Genomic DNA, 16,727 nt, shown 5'->3' on the forward strand with positions numbered 1-16,727 from the left:
CCGGCCGGGGGCACGAAGCCCTCGGGCAGGCGTCGGGTGGAACGGTCGCCCAGCTTGGCGAACAGACCGAATTCCACCTGCTCGCCGAGATCGGGGTCGATACCGGCGAAGACATCACGGTAGAGGGTGCGGGCACCGTGCCAGATGTGGCCGAAGAAGAAGAGCAGGGCGAAGCAGGCATGGCCGAAGGTGAACCAGCCGCGGGGGGAACTGCGGAAGGTGCCGTCGGAGTGGTAGGTCTCGCGGTCGAACTCGAAGGCCTCGCCAAGCTGGGCCTTGCGGGCCAGTCGCTTGACGTCGGCGGGATCGGTGAACGTCTGACCGTTGAGGGCACCGCCGTAGACGGTGGCCGTCACGCCCTGCTGTTCGAAGGAGTACTTCGCCTCGGCACGACGGAAGGGGATGTCGGCGCGGACGATGCCCTGCTGGTCCTGGAGGACCACCGGGAAGTTCTCGAAGAAGTTGGGCAGGCGACGGACTTCGAGGTCGTGGCCCTCCTTGTCGGTGAAGGAGATGTGCCCGATCCAGGAGGTGGGCAGGCCGTCACCGTTGATCATCGGGCCGACCCGGAACAGACCGCCTTTGGCAGGACTGTTGCCGACGTAGTCGTAGAAGGCCAGCTTCTCGGGGATGGCCGCGAAGGCTTCAGCCTTGGTGGCACCGTTGTCGATGGCGGTCTGGACGCGACGGTTGATCTCCGTCTTGAAGTAGTTCTGATCCCACTGGTAGCGTGTGGGGCCGAACAGCTCGACCGGCGTGGCCGCGGAGCCGTACCACATGGTTCCGGCGACGATGAAGGCCGCGAAGAACACCGCCGCGATGGCGCTGGCCAGCACCGTCTCGATGTTGCCCATGCGGAGCGCCTTGTAGAGGCGTTCCGGCGGTCGGGTGGTGATGTGGAAGATGCCGGCGATGATGCCCACGATGCCGGCGGCAATGTGGTGGGCCACGATGCCGCCTGGGTTGAAGGGGTTGAAGCCTTCAGGTCCCCAGGAGGGCTGCACCGCTTCTAAATGGCCCGTGAGGCTGTACGGGTCAGAAATCCACATCCCTGGTCCGAAGACCCCGGTGAGGTGGAAGGCTCCGAAGCCGAAGCAGCCCAGGCCCGCCAGCAGCAGGTGGATGCCGAAGATCTTGGGCAGGTCGAGGGCTGGCTCGCCGGAGCGGGGGTCCTGCCAGATCTCGAGATCCCAGTAGGTCCAGTGCCAGATGGCGGCAAGGAAGAGCAGGCCACTGAAGATGATGTGGGCCGCAGCCACGCCTTCGAAGCTCCAGAAGCCGGGGTCGACGCCGGTTTCACCGGTGACACTCCAGCCCCCCCAGCTGCCGGTCACGCCCAGGCGGGCCATGAAGGGCATGACGAACATGCCCTGGCGCCACATGGGGTTGAGGACCTGGTCGGAGGGGTCGAAGATCGCAAGCTCGTAGAGCGCCATGGAGCCGGCCCAGCCGGCTACCAGGGCGGTGTGCATGAGGTGCACGGCCAGCAGTCGGCCCGGGTCGTTGATGACGACCGTGTGCACCCGGTACCAGGGCAATCCCATTGGGGGGTCAGGTCTGGGTTGACAGTTGCCGAAGCCGATCGCCGGAGCGATGACGGCTAAGGAGACGCTCGGTGATTACCGATCCGTGCTGGCGATGGTAAGGGTTGCGGGCAACACCACGGGGCCCCAGGTAACGGACCGCAACGGCGCGATTCACAATGGACGCCAACCCACCCCCCCCAGAGGCCTCCGCCATGCCCGTGATCCGGTTTGTCCGTGAGCAGCGCGACGTGGAGTGCTACCCGGGGGAAAACCTGCGTGAGGTGGCCCTGCGCGAGGGCATCGAGCTTTACGGCCTCAAGGGCCGCCTGGGCAACTGCGGCGGCTGCGGCCAGTGCATCACCTGTTTCGTGGAGGTGGTGGAGGGGGGGGGCGACAACGCCCTCACCGAGCAGACCTCGGTGGAGCTGATGAAGCTGAAACGACGCCCCCAGACCTGGCGGCTGGCCTGTCAGGCCCTGGTGCAGAAGTCGGTGATGGTGCTCACCAGGCCCCAGGTGGGACTCGCCGATCGGGAGGGCGAACTGGGCCGAGCCCGTTCCCTGCCCCTGCCGGAGGGCCCCACCGCCTGGCCCGAGCCCCCCGCCGCAGCGGAGGGTGAGGAGCCCCAGGAGTCAGAGACGCCTGCCAAGGCTGCCGGAACTCCATCCACAACGAGCGGTGAAGGGGGCGTCCTTCCCGCCGATGGGCGGTGATACCTTCTCAGAACCTCTCCAGCAGTCATGGAAACCAACGACCTCGGCTTCGTTGCCAGCCTCCTGTTCGTTCTGGTTCCCGCCGTCTTCCTGATCATTCTCTACATCCAGACGAACAGCCGCCAGGGCGGCTGAACCGGGTTCAGCGCGTCCGCCCCTCCGGCTCCCGCACCAGCAGCACCGGGGCCGGGGCGTGGACACGGATGTAGTCGCTCACCGAGCTGCCCAGGAGTTTGTCGAGATCCACCAGGCCCCGGGCCACCAGGGGCCGACGGTCCTGGGAGGCGATCACCACCAGATCGGCCTTCACGTCTTCGGCGGTGCCGCAGACGCCCCGGGCAATGTCACCGGTGCGGTGCAGGCCCTTCATTTCCACCCCGAAGCTGCGGGCCCGCTGGATGGCCTTCAGCAGCACCTCATCGCCAGGGGTGCGGCCACCCCGGGATGGGGTGATGTCCTGGCGCGACACATGCACGCCGGTGAGGCTGCCGCCGGGGATCCCCTGCACCAGCTCGCAGGCCAGCTTGAGGGCGTCATCGCCCACACCGGTGCCGTCGATGGCCACCAGGACCCTGTTGATGGCCTTCACGTAGAGGTCGTCGCGCACCAGCAGCATGGGCCGGGTCGACAGCTGGAAGACGTACTGGCTGGTGCTGTTGCCCAGGATCGACTGCAGCCTGCCCAGGCCCCGCGATCCCATCACGATCAGATCGGCCTCCAGTTCATCGGCCACCTTCAGCACGGTCAGCTTGGTGTCGCCCTCGCGCACCACGGTGTTGACTTCGCCTGGGGTGAGACCGAGGCGCTCGATGGCCTCCTTCACAAGAATGTCGGCCTGCTGGCGATGGCTTTCCAGGTCAAGCCCCCCCTGCTCAGGAATGACGTGCAGCAGATTGATCCGGGCCTGGCGGCAGGGGGGGATGTCGCGCAGGAGGCGGACCATCTCCTCGACATGGCCCTTGCCGGAATCGGCGATCAGCAGGTTGCGGAACACGGACATCAACGTGGCTCGGCATCAGCCTATGGCTGATCCCCTTTCCGCCATCTCCTGTGGTGAAGACCGTGATGCAGCTTTCGGATGAGGCCTGGTGGTGCCTGCGGCGGCGCGTGCTGCCCCAGCACACCGACCATGCCGGGGTGATGTGGCACGGGGCCTATCTGGCCTGGCTGGAGGAGGCGCGCGTCGAGGCCCTGGACCGGGCTGGCCTGGCCTACAGCGCCCTCTCCGCCCGGGGGCTGGAGCTGCCGGTGGTGGGGCTGCGCATCGATTACCGCCGGGCCCTGCTCCATGGCGAAAGTGTCGAGCTCCGCAGCCGGGTGCTGCCGCGGCTGGGCGTGAAGCTGCCCTGGCACAGCCAGTTCATCGGCCCCGACGGGGCCGTGGCGGCGGAAGCCAGCGTCGATCTGGTGCTGGTGGATCTCTCCGGTGGCCCCTCGCAGCGGCGCTTGCTGCGGCGGTTGCCCCAGGATCTGGAGCAGGCCATGGTGATCCTGCGCTCCGGCCCGGCCGACGTCCGCGTTCAGCCATAGTACGCTTGTACTGCTGTTCAAGCGGTGGGGCGCGGGGATGGGAGATCTGGTGCAGGGGGCCTTCCCGCGCCGCGGGGGACTGGCCTGGGATCGGCAACGGCGCCTGTGGTGGCTGCTCTGGAGCCGCTGCCCCGGCCTCGGCTGGCAGCGGCTGCGGGCCCTCGAGGCCAGCTGCGGCGGGCTGGCCGCCGCCTGGCAGGCGCCCGCCGATGAGCTGGCGGGGGTGCCGGGTCTGGGGCCGGGGCTGGTGGCGGTGGTGGAGCGGTTTCGCCATCGCTGGGGCCCCCGGCCCCTGGAGGCCTTCGCGCCCCGGTGCCGCTTCGGCCGGGGGGTGCTGGTGCCGGGGGATCGGGGCTGGCCTGCGGGTCTGCGGGATCTGCAGCGGCCCCCCCTGCAGCTGTGCTGGCGGGGGCGGGGCAGCCTGTGGCCCCACCTTGGCCGGCGCCGCTCGGTGGCGGTGGTGGGCACCCGGCGTCCGTCCCTGCATGGCCTCTCGATGGCCCACGCCATCGGCGCCGCCCTGGCCGAGGCGGGCTGGCCGGTGCTGAGCGGGCTGGCCGAAGGCATCGACGGGGCGGCCCACGAGGGATGTCTGGCCGCTGGGGGTGCCCCGGTGGCGGTGCTGGGCACACCGCTGGGCCGTGCCTACCCCCTGCACCACGCGGCGCTGCAGGGTGAGGTGGCCCGCAAGGGCCTGCTCGTGAGCGAGCTGGCCGAGGGCGGTACGGTCCGGCCCGGCAGCTTCGCAGCCCGCAATCGCCTGCTGGTGGCCATGGCGGCCGCGGTGGTGGTGGTGGAGTGCCCTGTGGAGAGCGGGGCGCTGCATTCGGCCGAACTGGCCTGGCAGCTGGAGATGCCGCTCTGGGTGGTGCCCGCCGATGCGGGCCGCGCCTCGGCCATGGGCAGCAACCGGCTGCTGGCCAGGGGCGCCACCCCCCTGCTTCTCCCGGCCGACCTGGTCGGCCAGCTGGGCAGGGGGCCGCTGGCCCCGCGGCCCCCCGCAGACGCCCCCGTTCCGGCCAGGGGGCTCCAGGGGGCAGAGGCCGAGGGTCTGCTGGAGGCAGTGGGTGGTGGCGCCAGCCTCGAGCAGCTGAGCCTGGCTCTGGATCGCCCCATGGCCGAGCTGATGCCCCGGCTGCTGGAGCTGGAGCTGGCCGGGCTGCTGCGGGCCGAGGCCGGCCTCTGCTGGCGCCCCAGCTGAGGCCACCAATGCTGAGAACGCCACTGCTGATTAGGCTCCCCGCATGGTTTCCCAGGTCGGCACCGTCCCCGTCCCTGCGCCCCCGGCGGATGGCCCTGACGCCCTGCTGATCACGGCGTCGGAGCTGCTGGCCTGGCGCCGCCGCCTGCTGGCCCTCGGCGGCGAGGCCTCCGCCCTCGATTGGCTGCTGGATCTGGGCGGTGGACTGCGCTGGAGCCAGTTGCAGGCGCTCTGGTGCCACCCGGAGGCCGAGGTCCGGCTGCAGCGCTCGCTCGAGGGGCTGGAAGCCCTCTGGCGCCGCCACCTCGACAGCCACGAGCCCCTGCAGTACCTGGTGGGCCGCTGCCCCTGGCGCGACCTGGAGCTGCCCGTGGCGCCTGGGGTGCTGATCCCCCGGCAGGAAACGGAGCTGCTGGTGGATCTGGCCCTGTCCCTGTGGCCATCAGGGCGCCCCCAAGCCCGCTGGGCCGACCTGGGCACCGGCTCCGGTTGCCTGGCCATCGCCCTGGCCCGCAGCCTGCCCGCCAGTCGTGGCTTCGCCGTGGAGGCCAGCCCCGAGGCCCTCGCCCAGGCCGGCGCCAACCTGGGCCGCTGGGAGCTGCAGGACCGCGTCTCCCTGCTGGCGGGTGACTGGTGGCAGCCGCTGGCGCCCTGGTGGGGCGCCTTGGATCTGGTAGTGAGCAACCCCCCCTACATCCCCAGCGCCACCCTCCTGGAGCTGGAGCCGGTGGTGCGAGAACACGAACCCCGCCTGGCCCTCGATGGCGGCCCCGACGGCCTGGCGGCCATCCGTTCGATCGTGGCCGGCAGCTTGAGGGGCCTGGCCCCCAGCGGCCTGCTGCTGCTGGAGCACCACCACGACCAGAGCGAGGCGGTCGGCGAGCTGCTGCTCGCCGCCGGCCTGGAACGGCTTGCGGTGCATTCCGACCTGGAGGGCCTGCCCCGCTTCGCCAGTGGCTGGAGGCCCGTCGGCTGATGAACGCTGCCGCGCCACTGGCCAGGTGCCTGGCGAAGGGGGAGGCGGTCCTGTTTCCCACCGACACCCTGCCGGCCCTGGCTGCCCGGCCCGAGGCGGCCGCCCTGCTCTGGCAGCTGAAGCAACGGCCCGCCGACAAGCCGCTGATCCTGATGGGGGCCGACCTGGCCCAGCTGACCGAGGCCCTGGGTGTGCCCTGGCAACAGCCCTGGATCGAGCAGGCCCAGCGGAGCTGGCCGGGGGCTGTCACCCTGGTGCTTCCGATCGCCGGTGCCTTGACCAACCATCTCCACCCCGGCGGCACGAGCCTGGGGCTGCGGGTGCCGGCCTGCGAGCCGGCGCGGGAGCTGCTGCGCCTCAGTGGCCCCCTGGCCACCACCAGTGCCAACCGTTCCGGCGAACCCCCGGCCACCACGGCGGCTGAGGCGGCGCATCAGTTCCCCGCCCTGTCCCTGCTCGAGCCCCTGCCCTGGCCGACCGGATCCGGGCAAGCCAGCACGGTTCTGGCCTGGCGGGGGCTGGAGGATGGATCCGGCAGTGGGCGCGAATGGAGCGTGCTCCGGCCGGGGGGCGCAGCGGCATCGGCTGCGGAGGGGGCCTGATGCTGCCGCTCCTGCTGGTGGTGCTTTTGACGGTGGGCCTCAGCCACTGGTTGTTGGTGCCCCTGGTGCATCTGGCCACCCCCCTGTTCCAGCTGGACTGGCTGGGCTGGCTGGCGCTGGCGGCGCTGCTGTGGCTGTTCGCCGGAGCATGATGCCCTGATTCGGAAGGCCCGGCCTGCGGCCGGATCCACCCCCTGGCGCCGACGCCGGCGTGCCGAACGTCCCCATGACCCTTGCCAGCGCCGGCGACCCCGGACTCGCCGCCTTCGGCTCCAGCCTGACCGCCATCACCCTGGCCGAGCTGGGCGACAAGACTTTCTTCATGGCCTTGATCCTGGCGGCACGCCATCGCCCCCGCTGGGTGTTTGTCGGGGCCTTCGCGGCCCTCAGCCTGGTCACCCTGCTGTCCCTGGGCATGGGGTACGGCCTCAGGGAGTGGCTGCCCCAGGCCGTCGTTCCCTGGCTGGCGGCGGCCCTGTTCCTCGGGTTCGGCGTCAAACTCCTGGTGGATGCCGCCGGGCTGCCCGCCGATGCGGCCAAGGGGGAAGCGCTGGAGGCCGAGGCGGCGATCGACGCGGCCGAGAGTCATGGCAGCATCCGCGGTCCGGGTGCCGTGATCTGGGAGGCCTTCGTGCTGGTGTTCCTGGCCGAACTGGGGGATCGCACCCAGTTCGCCACCATCTTTCTGGCGGCGGCGCCGGCCTTCACCTTCGCCGGCCTGCTGGCCGGCACGCTGCTGGGCCATGCCCTGGTGACCTGGCTGGCGGTGGGCGCGGGCCAGTGGATCGGCGGCAGGATCAGCGAGAGGGTGCTCTACCGCCTCAGCGGTGGCCTGTTCCTGGCCTTCGGCGTGCTGTCGCTCTGGCAGGCCATCGGCTGACGCCCTTCAGCGGGAAGCGGGTTGCTGCAGATCCCAGCGGAACAGCCCCCGCAAGGTGGGCTGCTGGAACGGTCCCTCTTCCATCGTCGGGGTGAAATCCACCCGTTCGTTGACGGGGACTGTCAGGGGGCGCTTCGGCGGGCCGACGGCCGGCAGGGTTTTGGCCCCAGCCGTCGGCGCCGGGCCGCTGGGATCCACGTAGCGGGTGCGGATGCCGGGACGGCCCAGGATCTCCACGCCGGAGCGGGCTGCTGGCTGAGCAGGCTGCTGAGGCGAGAGCGGCGGCGGCGGCGGTGGGCCCTGGGCCAGGTCCCCGGCGAGGGCGATCAGCCCCCCCACCAGCCAGGCATGGCACGACATGGCCCCCCGCTCGCTGTGCTGGGGAGATGGTAAGGGCGGCGGATCGGTTTCCCTCTCCAGGCAAGCCGGCTAACGGATTTGAACCGATGGCCTTCGCTTTACAAAAGCGCTGCTCTACCACTGAGCTAAGCCGGCATGGGCGCTTGGCCCGGCCCAGCCTATCCCTGGGCCAGAGCCCAAAGGAGGAGCTGGGTACGGCTGCGGCAGCCCGTCTTGGCCAGCAGGTGGGAGACGTGGCACTCCACCGTGCGCGGGCTCAGCACCAGCTGGGCGGCGATGTGGCGGTTGCTGTCGCCTTGGCGCAGCAGGTCGAGCACCCGTTGTTCGGCCGGGGTGATGGCCACCGGGAATGGTTCCGCCAAGGTCTGCCATCGCTGCACTGCCTGCAGCGTTCCCGCCGGCCGTCGCCCTGGCTGTGCCGCCTCAATCCGGGTCGGCAGCGGTGGGGGATGGGTCCTCGGTCGGTTCGCCGGCCAGGGGCACGGCCAGCTCCTGCGGGGCTTCGGGGTCGGGGGCCTGGGCCATGCCCACGGCGGCGGCTGCCGCCACCAGGGCCGGCAGGGGACGGGCCCGCTTGATCGGCAGGTTGGCCACCAGGGCGGTGACCCGGTCCTCGGTCTCGAGGCTCACGTCGCCTTCCTCGATGTCGATCTCCACGTAGCGCTGCACCACTTCGAGGATTTCGCGCCGCATCTGCTCAAGAAGTTCGGGATTGAGATCACTGCGGTCGTGGGCCAGCACCAGCTGCAGCCGCTCCTTGGCCATGGTGCCGCTGGGTTTCTGGCGCCCCAGCAACCGTTGGATGAAATCGAACAGCGTCATGGTGCTCAGAAGAGACCGGTGGTTTTGCGGATCTTGTTCATCAGCCGGGCGCGCAGGCCTTTGCGGGCCTTGGAGGGATCCTCCAGGGGGATGTCCTCACCCCGCAGGCGCCGGGCGATGTTCTGGTAGGCCTTTGCGGCGGGGGATCCGTTGCCGTTGAGGGTGAGCGGTTCCCCCCGGTTGGTGGACACGATCACCTGCTCGTCCTCCACCACCAGGCCCACCAGGGGCAGGGCCAGGATGTCGGTGACGTCGTCGACGCCCAGCATCTCCTGGCTGGCCATCATGCGGGGACGCACCCGGTTGAGCACCAGCTGCACAGGTGCCACCCCGCGGGTGTTGAGCAGGCCGATCACCCGGTCGGCATCGCGCACCGCCGACACTTCCGGGGTGGTGATCACGATCGCTTCGCGGGCGGCGGCGGCGGCGTTCTTGAAGCCGTCCTCGATTCCGGCCGGGCAATCGATGAGCACGTAATCGGCCCGTTCGGCCACCATGGCCACGATGCGCTGCATGTCCTCGGGGGTGAGCCACTCGAGCATGCGGGGATTGCCGGCGGGCAGCAGGGCCAGGTTGGGCTCCTGCTTGTGTTTCACCAGCGCCTGCTCCAGCCGGCAGGTTTCGGCCAGCACCTCCTGGGCGGTGTAGACGATCCGGTTCTCCAGGCCGAGCAGCAGATCGAGATTGCGCAGGCCGAAATCGGCATCGAGCACGACGGTGCGCTCCCCCAGCCGGGCCAGGGCGATCCCCAGGTTGGCGGTGAGGGTCGTCTTGCCGACGCCCCCCTTGCCGGAACAGATGAGGATGATGCGGGCGGGTGCTGACGTCACGGCGTCCACGGGCGTCGCGGCAGGTTAATCCCATCGGGCGGTGCGGCTGGGCCAAGGCCAGCAACTGCCGCTAGAAAGGCCCATTCCCCCCTGCGCCCCTCGATGATCGCCGCCCCCCACCGGCCCCAGCGGCTGCTGGTGATGCCCGACGACGGCGTTGAGGCTGTCGTTGCCCTGATCGAGGAGGCTTCCGAACAGCTGTTGTTGAAGCAGTTCAAGCTCCAGTCGGAGGCGGTGGAAGACGCCCTGCGGCGTGCCCAGGAGCGGGGGGTGCAGGTGCGGGTGATGCTCAACCCCCACACCTCCGGCGGCGACCGCTGGAACGACGAGGCCTTTGCCCGGTTGCAGTCCTGGGGCATCGAGACCGCCTGGACCAGTGAGTCGTTTCCGGTCACCCACGAGAAATCGATGGTGGTCGACCGGCACACCGCCCTGGTGGCCACCTTCAACCTGGCCGACAAGTACTTCACCGAAACCCGCGACTACGGGGTGCTTACCCACAACCCCGCCGTAGTGGCCCAGGTGATCGCCGGCTTCGAGGCCGACTGGCAGCGCGTCTTCTTCCAGCCCGACCTCAGCGTGGGACTGGTGTGGAGCAGCGCCCACAGCCGCGGTCAGATGGCCCGCATCGTCGATGCCGCCACCCGCACCCTCTGGATCCAGCACCCCAAATTTGTTGATGCGGTGATCCTGGAGCGGATCATCAGCGCCCGGGAGCGGGGCGTGAAGGTGCGGGTGCTGTGCGGCGGCAAGCACGGCATCAGCGACTGGGACATTTACGACACCTTTTCTTCGTTGCGGGTGATGGAGCGCTTCGGCGTCAAGGTGCGGCGCCAGCAGCGCCCCAAGCTGCACGCCAAGCTGATCCTGGTGGACGGGGCCTTCGCCCAGACCGGCTCGATGAACATCGATCGCAGCGCCTTCGACCTGCGCCGGGAGCTGGGCATCGAGAGCGATGCCCCCGAGGTGGTGGCGCGGCTCAAGGAGACGTTCCAGATCGACTGGCAGGCCGCCGCCAAGTACCACGCCCCCGATCCCCTCGATCCCAGCTTCCACGAGGAAGGGGAACTGCCGCCGGATCCCCATTTCGTGCATGACTGACGTTTCCGAGCTCTCCCCGACGGCCCCCGCGCCCGGGCTGCGGCAACTGTTCACCGGCATGCTGATGGTGGCTCTCTCCGCTTTCGGCGGCGGGCTTTCGGCCTGGAGCCAGCGGATCATCGTCGAGCAGCGCCGCTGGATGAGCAACGAGGAGTTCCTCACCGGCCTCACCGTGGCCCGGCTCTTCCCCGGCCCCAACCAGATCAACATGGCCGTCTACGTCGGCACCTTCTTCCGCGGCCTGCCCGGGGCCCTGGCGGCCCTGGCGGGCATGCTGCTGGTGCCGTTCACCCTGCTGATGGGGGTGGGGCTGCTGTACTTCCAGTTCCATACCCTGCCGGCGCTGGATCGGGTGCTGGCGGGCGTGGTGGCGGCGGCGGCCGGGATGGCCCTGTCGATGGGCTTCAAGATCCTCGACGAGTACGGGAAGGATCCGGTGGCCCTGCTGCTGGCGGCCGTCGCCTTCGTACTCATGCAGTTTTTCCACATGCGCCTGGTGCCCTTGGTGCTCGTGGCCGGCCCCCTGGCGATGGCCTGGTACTGGCCGCGGCCGTCCCCTCCCAGGCCCCCTGCCGGAGAGCCACGCTGATGCCGCCCCTGCTGCTGACGGCCGCCGCCGCAACCTGCACCCCCATGCGGCTCAACGACCTGGGCCATCTCCTGCAGGTGATGGGCACCTTCCTGGGTCTGTCCCTGTTTTCCCTCGGGGGCGGCAACACCCTGCTGGCCGAGTATCACCACCTCAGCGTCGCCCAGTACTGCTGGCTGCGGCCCGCCCAGTTCGCCGACATCTACGCCCTGGCCGAAGCGGCCCCGGGCCCCAGTTCGATGATCGTTGGGCTGCTCGGCATGGGGGCCGGATGGCCCGAGGGCCCCGGCTGGGCCCTGCTCAGCGCCTATGGCGCCGAGATCGCCATCCTGCTGCCCTCTACCTTGCTGATGGTGGTGGCCTGCCTTAGCTGGAACCGGCTGCGCGACTCCCCCTGGCGTGTGGCCTTCGAGCGGGGACTCGGCCCCATCACCCTGGGCATCCTGTTCGCTGTGGGGGTGAAGATCCTCCAGACCGCCGACACCAATGCCGCCGGGGTCGTCGTGTCCCTGCTGGTGTGCGTGCTGATGCTGCGCACCCGGATCTCACCGTTGTGGTTCATGGCCGTGGCCGGCGGGCTGGGGGCCTTCGGCCTGATCAACCGCTGAAGTCTGGCGCCGCCGGATCGATGCGGATCTCCCCGTCCACCAGCAGGGCCTGCTCGGCCAACCCGGGCGGCGGCAGACCCTCCGGTCCCCGGGCCACCATGTCTGCGATGCGCAACTGCAGGGGCCGCAGCTGCAGGGCGACGATGCGGGCGTTGCGGTCGCCGGCCACGCCGGCATGGGCGATGCCCCGCAACCGCCCCCAGACCAGAACATTGCCGGCGGCACTGATACGGGCGCCGGGGTTCACATCCCCCAGCAGCAGCACCGAACCCTCCGCCTGCAGATGGTCGCCGGAGCGCAGGGTGCCGCGATGCACCAGAAGATCGCTCGCCACCACTGCAGGGGCCGGGGCTGCGATGGTTTGCGGCGGCCCCGGATCGATCTCGAGTCCGAGGGCCGCGGCGGCCACCAGCGTCTCCGGGTGGTCGCCGGCGACGCGAATCAAGTCGAGCCGCAGGGGGGCCAGCAGCTCCTGCAGCTGCCGCAGTTCCGGCAGGCGCAGGGGCCAGCGGCCCGCCTCCAGCACCACGCTGCCCGCCCGGATGTGGCGGCTGCCGAGGGCGTAGCGCACTTCCTCCAGGGCACTGGCGGAGCCCTGCTGGACCGGCAGCCGCAGCAGGTGCGGCTGCCGGTCGTCGACGGCCTGGATCAGTGCGGCGGCCACGACGGTGTCCGGGGGTGCAGCGAACCTAGAGGTCCTGGCGGCCCCCGTCCTCCTGCCGCCGCACCGCCAGGGCCGCGCGCAGGTCGTCGCTCACCTGGGCCGGGTGGATCAGCCAGGCCATGTCGACTGTCTGGCAGAGGCTGGCCACCAGGGGCGAGCGCTGCTCGAGGGCCTGCAGCCGCAGCCCATCCCAGAGCCGCAGGCCCCCGGCGTAGGGGTGATACCCGCGGCTCTGGCGCTGCTGCAGGGCGCAGCAACCTTCCGCCACCAGGCCGGCCCGTTCGCAAAGCTGCCGCGCCACCGCCAGCAGCTCGATCCGGCCGGCCGGGGGGAGATCGCTCACGTCCGTGGCCTTGGGCAGGCGCCGCTCCAGCAGTCGCCCGCAGGGATCGGCCAGTTCCGGGGGGGCCTCCTCGCGCCAGCGCACCAGGTGGTAGCCGGTGCGGATGTCGTCGTTCGCCAGGTAACTGTCGAGATCGAGCCGGTCCCGATCCCAGAGCCAGCGGGCCATGGTGGGATCGGCCCACACCACGGCGGGACCGAGCCGGCGGGCCACGGCGATCACCTGGTTCAGCAGCCAGTTGCAGACGATGTTGAGCCGGTGGTTGTAGACGCTCCGGTACATCAGGTGGCGCACCACCAGGTAGTGCTCCACCGCCATCAGGCCGCGGGGATGCAGGGCCAGATCGCCGTCGGGGGCCAGGGTGAGGCTGGCGAGGATCCGCTCCAGGTCGAGCTGGCCGTAGCGGGTGCCGGTGCTGTAGCTGTCGCGCAGCAGATAGTCGAGCCGGTCGCAGTCGAGCTGGCTGCTGACCAGCGCCTTGATGGCCCGGCAGGGGTGCTGGCCGTGCTCCAGCAGGTCGGCCACCAGGGCGGCCCGGCCGGGGGCATCGGCGTCAAGGCGGTCGCGCAGGGCGGGATGGTCCCGAATCAGCCGGCCCGACCAGACCTCATGCTGCACGCCGAACATCTCCTCGCCCGAGTGGCTGAGGGGTCCGTGGCCGACATCGTGCAGCAGGGCGGCGGCATAGAGGACACCCCGGTGCTGGGCCAGGGAGGGATCGAGACGCTCCAGCTGCTGCAGGGCCAGCCGGGCCATCGCCAGCACCCCCAGGGAATGGGTGAAACGGCTGGATTCCGCCCCATGGAAGGTGAGAAAGGCCGGCCCCAGCTGGCGGATGCGCCGTAGCCGCTGGAACGGCGCCGTGTCGATCAGGTCGATCGCCAGAGCTTCGGCGGGGTCCTGGCGATCAAGGCGGATCGCCCCGTGCAGCGGATCGTGGTACGTGCGCTGGCTCATGGTGCCAGGGCTGGGGCCGCCAGCTCAGCCACCAGCAGCGTGGCGGCCGCCTCTCGCCAGCTGTCACCGTCCCCGTCCGGCTCCAGGGGTTCGGGCTGGGGCAGCAGCACGTCCGGCTCGATGCCCTGGTTCTGGATGTCGCGGCCGCTGGGCGTGAGATAGCGGGCCACGGTCACGGCCAGACCGCTGCCATCACTCAGGTTGATCAGGGTCTGGATCAGTCCCTTGCCGAACGTGCGGCTGCCGGCCAGGCGGGAGCGGCCACTGTCCTGCAGGGCACCGGCCAGGATCTCGCTGGCGCTGGCGGTGCCGGCATTGACCAGGGTGAGCATCGGGCCTCCATAGAGACGGCCGGGAGTCGCCTGTTGCCGGGCGGCGATGCCGCCCCGATCCTGGGTTTCCACGATCGGCTCCCCGTCGAGCAGCCCATCGGCCACCGCCAGCCCGGCGGCCACCAGCCCACCCGAATTGTTGCGCAGATCAAGGATCAGCCCTTCGATAGGCCCGCCGCCCCCGGCGGCGGTCAGCTCAGCGAGGGCGGAGCGCACCTGCTGGGGCACCGGTTCACTGAACTGGGTGATCCGTAAGTAGCCCAGGGTGTGCCCCGCGCTCTGCAGGCGATGGCTGCGCACCGGTTGCAGATCCACCTCGCGGCGGTCGAGCAGTACCTCCGTGGGCTGGCCCGCTGGGGTGCGCAGGGCGAGGAGAACGTCGCTGCCGGCGGGGCCCCGCAGGCGGGCGGCGGTGCCCTCGAGCCCCAGCACCTCGGCCGGGATGCCGTCCACCTTGAGGATCTCGGTGCCGGAAACGATCCCCGCGTCGGCGGCGGGGGAGGCATCGAGGGGGGCGATCACGACGATCTGCTGATCCCCCGCCCGCAGTCCCAGCTGCAGCCCCACACCGGTCACGCGGCCCTGGGTGTTGGAGCGAAGGGTGGCGTACTCCTCCGGGCGCAGCATCCGGGTGTAGGGGTCGCCGATCGGCGCCAGCATGGTCTCGATGGCGTCGTAGGCCTGCACCGAGCTGGCGATCGACGTCTCCAGGGCTTTCTGGCGCAGGCGCCGCCATTGCACCGCTTCCAGCTGGGCGGGATCGACGTAGCTCTGGTTCACCAGCCGCCAGGCCTCCACCACCAGTTGCTGGGCATCGCTGAGGGCCAGCGCCGGGGGGGGTAGCCACAGCTGCAGGCACAGGCCCGTTACCAGGAGGAGCCGCAGGAGCCGGACCCCGCCCGGCAGCCCTGTTGCAAAGCATTGAGCCGGGATGGACCGGCGGCCCGGGTCTCTCACAGGGGGGTCAGCACGATCGGTAGACTCTCGCAACCCAAGCCCCACGCTGCATGGCGAACTCGTCTCCTGGCGCCAAGTCGTCCCCGATCTATGACTGGTTTGAGGAGCGCCTCGAAATCCAGGCGATTGCCGACGATATCTCCGCCAAGTACGTCCCGCCCCACGTCAACATTTTCTATTGCCTGGGCGGCATCACGCTGGTGTGTTTCCTGATCCAGTTCGCGACCGGCTTCGCGATGACCTTCTACTACAAGCCCACGGTGGTGGAGGCCTACAGCTCGGTCCAGTACCTGATGACCGACGTCAGCTTCGGCTGGCTGATCCGTTCGGTGCACCGCTGGAGCGCCAGCATGATGGTGCTGATGCTGATCCTGCACGTGTTCCGCGTCTACCTCACCGGCGGCTTCAAGCGTCCCCGCGAGCTCACCTGGGTCACCGGCGTCACCATGGCCGTGATCACCGTGTCCTTCGGCGTCACCGGCTACTCCCTCCCCTGGGATCAGGTCGGTTACTGGGCCGTCAAGATCGTCAGCGGTGTTCCTGCCGCCGTCCCCGTGGTGGGCGACTTCATGGTCGAGCTGCTCCGCGGTGGTGAAAGCGTCGGTCAGTCCACCCTCACCCGCTTCTACAGCCTCCACACCTTCGTGCTGCCCTGGCTGCTGGCGGTGTTCATGCTCATCCACTTCCTGATGATCCGTAAGCAGGGCATCTCCGGCCCGCTCTGAACCACGTTCTTCCACTTAGCCTTCCTCCACCGGTCACCAGCGCTCCGAGCTCCCCACCATGCACATCCTCAAAAAGCCTGACCTCACCGATCCCAAGCTGCGGGCCAAGCTGGCCAAGGGCATGGGCCACAACTATTACGGCGAGCCGGCCTGGCCCAACGACCTCCTCTACATCTTCCCGGTGGTGATCCTGGGAACACTCGCCTGCCTGGTCGGGCTTGCCGTTCTCGATCCCGCCATGCTGGGCGATCGGGCCGACCCCTTCGCCACTCCGCTGGAGATCCTTCCCGAGTGGTACCTGTACCCGGTGTTCCAGATCCTCCGGGTTGTACCCAACAAACTCCTGGGCATCGTGCTCCAGACCATGGTTCCCTTGGGTCTGATGCTGATCCCCTTCATCGAGAGCTTCAACAAGTTCCAGAACCCGTTCCGCCGTCCCGTCGCCATGGGCGCCTTCCTGTTCGGCACCGTGTTCACCATCTACCTCGGCATCGGCGCCTGCCTGCCGATCGACAAGTCCCTCACCCTGGGTCTGTTCTGAAGCCATCCGGGGCCTTGGCCCCGAATCAGCCTTCTCTTGAGCCGCGAGCAATCGCGGCTTTTTTGTGGTCTGGCATTCGTGCGGGGCCAGAGGCGAGCAGCGGTCTTGGAAGGCCCTTTAGCTATCCAACCGCTCTCTGGTGTCAGGAATGGGGCCCCATGCAGGCCACACCAGCCGCCAGAAGAACCGTGGAAGGGGCCCGCCGAAGGAACCGGGAGTGTCCTGGCTGTGCAGCCCCTCCAAAGGGCCTCTGACGTGCCGACGAGAGGCGCACCGGTCGGTGCTGCTCGCAGCAGCGAGGGGGCTTGCCTTGGTCCGCAGGGAGCTGAAGCCAGGCAGGAATCTCGACCTTCGGCAGGGGTGCCCCCAACAAGGTGATATGATTTTGGACTGCGCCCCAGAGAGCGAGAGCTCGAGCGGGGAGCAGGCTTACGAGATCAAGAGGCGCGAGCCGACGATGTTGTAAGTTT

General features: G+C 69.6%; 22 protein-coding genes and 1 tRNA gene. 13 read left to right on the forward strand and 10 right to left on the reverse strand.

What is annotated here, in order from left to right; genetic code table 11:
* The coding region (psbB, locus tag KUG43_RS15990; protein ID WP_216910733.1) for a photosystem II chlorophyll-binding protein CP47 at positions 1 to 1,544 on the reverse strand (1,544 nt) is incomplete at its 3' end.
* 194 nt (positions 1,545 to 1,738) lie between these two features.
* On the opposite strand from psbB, the gene KUG43_RS15995 reads away from it, so the two are divergent.
* Both KUG43_RS15995 and psbM read left to right on the forward strand, forming a co-directional pair.
* Positions 1,739 to 2,239: a 2Fe-2S iron-sulfur cluster-binding protein gene (locus KUG43_RS15995; RefSeq protein ID WP_216910735.1), complete on the forward strand. Its 501-nt coding sequence runs from the start codon at positions 1,739 to 1,741 to the stop codon at positions 2,237 to 2,239.
* 27 nt (positions 2,240 to 2,266) lie between these two features.
* A complete protein-coding gene (gene psbM, locus KUG43_RS16000; protein WP_015109223.1) occupies positions 2,267 to 2,374 on the forward strand; it encodes a photosystem II reaction center protein PsbM in 108 nt (35 codons plus the stop codon).
* A gap of 7 nt (positions 2,375 to 2,381) precedes the next feature.
* Here psbM and KUG43_RS16005 read toward each other — a convergent pair whose 3' ends face one another.
* The gene (locus KUG43_RS16005; protein WP_216910763.1) at positions 2,382 to 3,233 is read right to left on the reverse strand and encodes a universal stress protein; all 852 of its coding nucleotides are present in this window, start codon (positions 3,231 to 3,233) and stop codon (positions 2,382 to 2,384) included.
* A 71-nt stretch (positions 3,234 to 3,304) separates the two neighbouring features.
* Between KUG43_RS16005 and KUG43_RS16010 the strand changes: the two genes are divergently transcribed.
* From KUG43_RS16010 to KUG43_RS16035, 6 genes are all read left to right on the forward strand, one after another.
* Positions 3,305 to 3,769: an acyl-CoA thioesterase gene (locus KUG43_RS16010; protein ID WP_216910765.1), complete on the forward strand. Its 465-nt coding sequence runs from the start codon at positions 3,305 to 3,307 to the stop codon at positions 3,767 to 3,769.
* A gap of 37 nt (positions 3,770 to 3,806) precedes the next feature.
* The gene (locus KUG43_RS16015; RefSeq protein ID WP_216910737.1) at positions 3,807 to 4,970 is read left to right on the forward strand and encodes a DNA-processing protein DprA; all 1,164 of its coding nucleotides are present in this window, start codon (positions 3,807 to 3,809) and stop codon (positions 4,968 to 4,970) included.
* A gap of 43 nt (positions 4,971 to 5,013) precedes the next feature.
* Complete coding sequence (gene prmC, locus KUG43_RS16020; RefSeq protein ID WP_216910739.1) at positions 5,014 to 5,946, forward strand: peptide chain release factor N(5)-glutamine methyltransferase; 933 nt, start codon at positions 5,014 to 5,016, stop codon at positions 5,944 to 5,946.
* Positions 5,946 to 6,548 (forward strand): L-threonylcarbamoyladenylate synthase, encoded by a 603-nt coding sequence (locus KUG43_RS16025; protein ID WP_216910741.1) that lies wholly within the window; start codon positions 5,946 to 5,948, stop codon positions 6,546 to 6,548. The genes prmC and KUG43_RS16025 overlap by 1 nt, the downstream gene beginning before the upstream one ends.
* On the forward strand, positions 6,548 to 6,700 hold the full coding sequence (locus tag KUG43_RS16030; RefSeq protein WP_216910743.1) for a hypothetical protein: 153 nt from the start codon (positions 6,548 to 6,550) through the stop codon (positions 6,698 to 6,700). The genes KUG43_RS16025 and KUG43_RS16030 overlap by 1 nt, the downstream gene beginning before the upstream one ends.
* 74 nt (positions 6,701 to 6,774) lie before the next feature.
* Positions 6,775 to 7,428 (forward strand): TMEM165/GDT1 family protein, encoded by a 654-nt coding sequence (locus tag KUG43_RS16035; RefSeq protein ID WP_216910745.1) that lies wholly within the window; start codon positions 6,775 to 6,777, stop codon positions 7,426 to 7,428.
* Between the two features lie 6 nt (positions 7,429 to 7,434).
* Here the strand turns inward: KUG43_RS16035 and KUG43_RS16040 are convergent, their stop codons facing one another.
* The 5 genes from KUG43_RS16040 to minD form a co-directional block, all read right to left on the reverse strand.
* Positions 7,435 to 7,788, reverse strand: a complete 354-nt coding sequence (locus KUG43_RS16040; RefSeq protein WP_216910747.1) for a hypothetical protein — start codon at positions 7,786 to 7,788, stop codon at positions 7,435 to 7,437.
* Between the two features lie 63 nt (positions 7,789 to 7,851).
* Positions 7,852 to 7,923: transfer RNA gene (locus KUG43_RS16045), tRNA-Thr, on the reverse strand.
* A 23-nt stretch (positions 7,924 to 7,946) separates the two neighbouring features.
* Entirely contained in the window at positions 7,947 to 8,150 is a 204-nt protein-coding gene (locus KUG43_RS16050) for a response regulator transcription factor (RefSeq protein WP_254946233.1), read from the reverse strand.
* Positions 8,151 to 8,211: 61 nt separating this feature from the next.
* Positions 8,212 to 8,610: a cell division topological specificity factor MinE gene (minE, locus tag KUG43_RS16055; protein WP_216910751.1), complete on the reverse strand. Its 399-nt coding sequence runs from the start codon at positions 8,608 to 8,610 to the stop codon at positions 8,212 to 8,214.
* Positions 8,611 to 8,615: 5 nt separating this feature from the next.
* Positions 8,616 to 9,449 (reverse strand): septum site-determining protein MinD, encoded by an 834-nt coding sequence (minD, locus tag KUG43_RS16060; RefSeq protein WP_216910752.1) that lies wholly within the window; start codon positions 9,447 to 9,449, stop codon positions 8,616 to 8,618.
* A 93-nt stretch (positions 9,450 to 9,542) separates the two neighbouring features.
* On the opposite strand from minD, the gene KUG43_RS16065 reads away from it, so the two are divergent.
* From KUG43_RS16065 to KUG43_RS16075, 3 genes are read left to right on the forward strand one after another with little or no spacing between them, the layout of a single operon-like run.
* Positions 9,543 to 10,541, forward strand: coding sequence for a phospholipase D-like domain-containing protein (locus KUG43_RS16065; protein WP_216910753.1), 999 nt, complete (start codon positions 9,543 to 9,545; stop codon positions 10,539 to 10,541).
* Positions 10,534 to 11,130: a chromate transporter gene (locus tag KUG43_RS16070; RefSeq protein WP_216910754.1), complete on the forward strand. Its 597-nt coding sequence runs from the start codon at positions 10,534 to 10,536 to the stop codon at positions 11,128 to 11,130. Before KUG43_RS16065 ends, KUG43_RS16070 begins: the two co-directional genes overlap by 8 nt.
* A complete protein-coding gene (locus tag KUG43_RS16075) occupies positions 11,130 to 11,738 on the forward strand; it encodes a chromate transporter (RefSeq protein ID WP_216910755.1) in 609 nt (202 codons plus the stop codon). Before KUG43_RS16070 ends, KUG43_RS16075 begins: the two co-directional genes overlap by 1 nt.
* Here the strand turns inward: KUG43_RS16075 and KUG43_RS16080 are convergent.
* Genes KUG43_RS16080 through ctpZ form a run of 3 tightly spaced genes read right to left on the reverse strand, consistent with a single transcriptional unit; the run spans position 11,728 to position 14,991 of the window.
* Entirely contained in the window at positions 11,728 to 12,402 is a 675-nt protein-coding gene (locus tag KUG43_RS16080; protein ID WP_216910756.1) for a septum site-determining protein MinC, read from the reverse strand. The genes KUG43_RS16075 and KUG43_RS16080 overlap by 11 nt on opposite strands.
* A 25-nt stretch (positions 12,403 to 12,427) precedes the next feature.
* Entirely contained in the window at positions 12,428 to 13,702 is a 1,275-nt protein-coding gene (locus KUG43_RS16085) for an HD domain-containing protein (protein ID WP_216910757.1), read from the reverse strand.
* A complete protein-coding gene (gene ctpZ / locus KUG43_RS16090; protein WP_216910759.1) occupies positions 13,699 to 14,991 on the reverse strand; it encodes a carboxyl-terminal processing protease CtpZ in 1,293 nt (430 codons plus the stop codon). Before ctpZ ends, KUG43_RS16085 begins: the two co-directional genes overlap by 4 nt.
* Positions 14,992 to 15,041: 50 nt before the next feature.
* Here ctpZ and petB point away from each other — a divergent pair, with 50 nt between their 5' ends.
* Positions 15,042 to 15,716 carry a cytochrome b6 gene (gene petB, locus KUG43_RS16095; RefSeq protein WP_035833434.1) on the forward strand — a complete coding sequence of 225 codons (675 nt, stop codon included), beginning with the start codon at positions 15,042 to 15,044 and terminating at the stop codon, positions 15,714 to 15,716.
* A gap of 58 nt (positions 15,717 to 15,774) precedes the next feature.
* The gene (gene petD / locus KUG43_RS16100; RefSeq protein ID WP_216910761.1) at positions 15,775 to 16,257 is read left to right on the forward strand and encodes a cytochrome b6-f complex subunit IV; all 483 of its coding nucleotides are present in this window, start codon (positions 15,775 to 15,777) and stop codon (positions 16,255 to 16,257) included.
* Positions 16,258 to 16,727 lie beyond the last annotated feature (470 nt).

The organism is Synechococcus sp. CCY 0621, assembly GCF_019038465.1.
In the GTDB taxonomy this organism is placed as follows: Bacteria; Cyanobacteriota; Cyanobacteriia; order PCC-6307; family Cyanobiaceae; genus Cyanobium.